The sequence below is a fragment of the Candidatus Cyrtobacter comes genome (assembly GCF_034470605.1).
GTDB classification, from domain to species: Bacteria; Pseudomonadota; Alphaproteobacteria; order Rickettsiales; family Midichloriaceae; genus Cyrtobacter; species Cyrtobacter comes.
Window position 1 is genome coordinate 1 of record NZ_JARGYT010000107.1, and the last position, 3455, is coordinate 3455.

The 3455-nt window shown below is 33.3% G+C and carries 4 protein-coding genes; 2 read left to right on the forward strand and 2 right to left on the reverse strand.

The features are described 5' to 3' along the window. Window positions 1-179: 179 nt before the first annotated feature. Window positions 180-320 (forward strand): hypothetical protein, encoded by a 141-nt coding sequence (locus Cyrtocomes_RS05610; RefSeq protein ID WP_322498209.1) that lies wholly within the window; start codon window positions 180-182, stop codon window positions 318-320. Window positions 321-758: 438 nt separating this feature from the next. On the opposite strand, the gene Cyrtocomes_RS05615 is transcribed toward Cyrtocomes_RS05610, so the two are convergent. Continuing rightward, on the reverse strand, window positions 759-1538 hold the full coding sequence (locus Cyrtocomes_RS05615; RefSeq protein WP_322498210.1) for a hypothetical protein: 780 nt from the start codon (window positions 1536-1538) through the stop codon (window positions 759-761). Window positions 1539-2179: 641 nt separating this feature from the next. Here Cyrtocomes_RS05615 and Cyrtocomes_RS05620 point away from each other — a divergent pair. Continuing rightward, window positions 2180-2857: a DNA alkylation repair protein gene (locus Cyrtocomes_RS05620; protein ID WP_322498211.1), complete on the forward strand. Its 678-nt coding sequence runs from the start codon at window positions 2180-2182 to the stop codon at window positions 2855-2857. 32 nt (window positions 2858-2889) lie between these two features. On the opposite strand, the gene Cyrtocomes_RS05625 is transcribed toward Cyrtocomes_RS05620, so the two are convergent. Further along, the gene (locus Cyrtocomes_RS05625; RefSeq protein ID WP_322498212.1) at window positions 2890-3306 is read right to left on the reverse strand and encodes an MFS transporter; all 417 of its coding nucleotides are present in this window, start codon (window positions 3304-3306) and stop codon (window positions 2890-2892) included. Window positions 3307-3455: the final 149 nt, after the last annotated feature.

The following is a 3455-nucleotide window of genomic DNA, read 5'->3' on the forward strand; positions in this document are numbered from 1 at the left end:
ACAACCGCAATATCTACATTCAATTGTCATCCATTTTCTCCTTCCTATTCCAATATAGGCATAATCTCATTCTATTGTCTATAATTATTAGGTAATGCCGAACTATTGCTAGTTTAGCACCAATGATTTTTAATGTAGAGCTTGTTATTAGCTTGTTATTAGCTTGTTATTGGGTAGTCATGATTAAAAAGTTAGAACAAGTAGAGGCTTCTTTTCATAGATCCAAAAGAGAATTAATAGAGTCTATGAAATGCAGTACAATTTTTCCTTATTCACCTGATTTAAATTCAATTGAGAAATTCTGGGCTAATATGAAATAGAGGTTATATTAGTAATGTTGCTATGATACCTTAATTAAATTCTTCAATACGCAAATCTCAACTCAACTTAACATAGTTACTTAAGTTAAATTAGCATGTTAAGAATAAAGTTAATAAGCTGTAATACAACAAACCTTATATCATCTCGAATAAAATAGCTATATAACTCATTAAACATATTGTCGTAAAAATCAACTATAGTGATTAAAACTATCTCTTTTTAAAATTTTTGAAGCTGATATTATAAATTTTTTCACCAAAACTGCATTGACTCAATTAATCCCTTACATGTAACGGGAAAAATAAGAATATGCTCCATATGTAAAAGTTATAAGCTTATATAATAACTGTAATTTCTTTACCAAGCTAATTGTAAAACTCCAATTTCCTTCGCTTACTAAAAGTGTATTGCCCTCTTTTATTTTAGATACTTTCATATTAATAAAAAAAAGAAAGCATCTTATTTATGAGGTTTTTTTTATTAGTGGGAGATTTGGGTAAAATGTTTCCTTCGCAAAAACTTCCATCTTCGTAACATATTATTCGAAAACAATTCAGAATAGTAGTAGCGTTGGGAATTAGCTTTAACCATACTAAGCTATGGTCTTGGATTGTTGGAATATAAAATAACCCAGTAATAAAATAATTATAACCGTATTTATTAGCAGGTAAAGGAAGTATGTCCGTTATCTGTAATACAAGCTGCTTTTGAAATCCTAATGCCTTTAATGTATTTGGAATGTATGGCATAGAACTAGTAGTGGGTCTGGATTTTAAAAGAATACCAGATGGCAAAGGTGTCCTTAAAATTAACTCTCCTTCATTTAAATACTTGCCTTTTAACTGTAAATAGTAATTAGATTTTTGATCTGAATCAGTAAATTGTTTATCAATTAAATTTTTAAAAGCAAAATTAGGATCTTTACAAAATTTAAAATCTTCTTGATATACAATCCCTATAATGTTTTCCTCTCTGTTATTATGGTCAATAATAGTTTCGGCAACGTCATAATATAATGTGTCAATTAAATCTTGAGAAAGCTCTACTGGATATAAATCTTTACTAAGCATCTTGAGTAAAATTTCTCGTGACCACAGACTCTCTGGAATATCCTCAATCGTAATTACAAAACCAGCCTCTTTAAAGCTATTTTTAAAGACAAAAGACCAGAATGCTTCTGAAGCTAATTTTACTATATATTGATGGCTTATGTTCATATTAAGTAGCCTAGATAGAAAATCTAAATAAACCGTATTATATTATAGCGCCCAATTACAATGTTGCAATACATACTCCAAAACCTATTTGAGCAAGTGTACCGCTCTTATTATCTAAGAGTGCAAAGCCTATAAATGATGGTTGATCAAAGCGATGAGATTATTAAGCGCAAACAAAATCAGAAAGACAAAAATGTTTCTCAATCCAAACCCTTCAGCGATGAGTCCTCCGCACAAAGGTCCAAGTGCTGGAAATAATACATGCGCGCTATCAATTGCAGACATTTCGAGGGCTGCGACCATGCATCTTAAATCGCTTGACCAAGAACGTTCCATATGCTACCATCAAATACTTATACCGAGCGATTGGTCATTAACATTTCAATTAAATTGCTAAAATAACAACCGGCGCAACCGAAAATAAGGAGCAAGAGACCTGCGATAATACAGGGGTTCATAATTGCTGATTGGGCCATTTGTTGATAGGCATAGTTTAAAACGTGGGGTTGAAAGGCTTAAAATTTAAACAAAAGCTGCTATTATTCCGAAGACTTGTGCATTATTTCACCTAATAGTGGTTCTTGGTGGCAAACAATTGTTAATTAAATTTGAGAAAAGCAATGTCTGATACAATTCGAAAATTGAGAAAGGTTTTACAAGAATCCATTGATTCAACCCCAGCGAAAGTGTCTATTTTCTTCAAAACAGGTCCAGGAGATTATGCGCAACACGATAGGTTTATAGGCATTACGGTGCCTACTTTACGAAAAATTGCAAAAAGCTTTTTGAATCTAGCAATGCAAGATTTAGGCCTTTTGATACAATCAACAATCAACGAGGAACGATTATTGGCGCTTATTATTTTGACTGGGCAATATAATATAGGAACATCTGAACAGAAAGAAGAAATCTATCAATTTTATAGAACCAATATTGGCCATATCAATAATTGGAATTTAGTGGATAGTTCTGCTCATCTCATTATAGGCGCTCATCTTTTTGAGCGGGATCGTGATTTTCTTGAAGAGTTAGCTGGCTCCCAAAATTTATGGGAGCGTAGAGCTGCGATTGTTGCAACATGGTATTTTATCCGCAAATCTGAGTTAGGCTGGACATTTAAGATAGCCAAATTATTGCAAAATGATTCACATGATCTGATTCACAAAGCTGTTGGCTGGACGTTGCGTGAAGCAGGAAAAAAGGATGAGGCAAGATTAATAGCGTTTCTTTGTGATCATGCGCATCAAATGCCTAAAACCATGCTAAGATACGCCATGGAGAGATTATCTCAAAAAGAAGTAATCAACCGCAAGCTCTAAGAACAACATCCTTGGGGGGTTTTTAATTCCCATTAATTCTTCAAGAAGATACGATTTACAATCATCATAAAACAACTTAAACCTAAGAAATAAAGCGGCATTGGCAGTAGTGTCCCATCATGCAGAAATCCCATAAAGAATGTAAAGAGAGAGATCAGGCCATAGTAGAAAAATCCAAATAAACTTGATGCTGTTGCATGTTTATAATCCACAAGTGCTAATGCAAGAGCATTACTGGTTGCCATGCAGATTCCAAAAGCACATCCCATTTGAGAAAGAATAGTCACCGCTATCATTATATAAGAGGGAAAAGCAAATAAATTATGGTTGATCAAAGCGATGAGACTAAAAACCGCTGTTGCAAAAGCAATGATCAAAAGCCCATAGCTCATGATTTTTTTGGAAGAATGTTTATTCTGCAATCTTTTAGAGAATATACCTCCAAGCATTGTCGATATAGCAATCACTATAAAGCTGAAGCCATAGGCACTGTTAACAAAGGTTGTATTTAATAGATGCTAAAGCTATAAAGGCAAGGAAAGAGAGATCGGATTTCTCAAATCGTAATGCTAAGCGTCGATTTTCTTTGAGTTTAGCG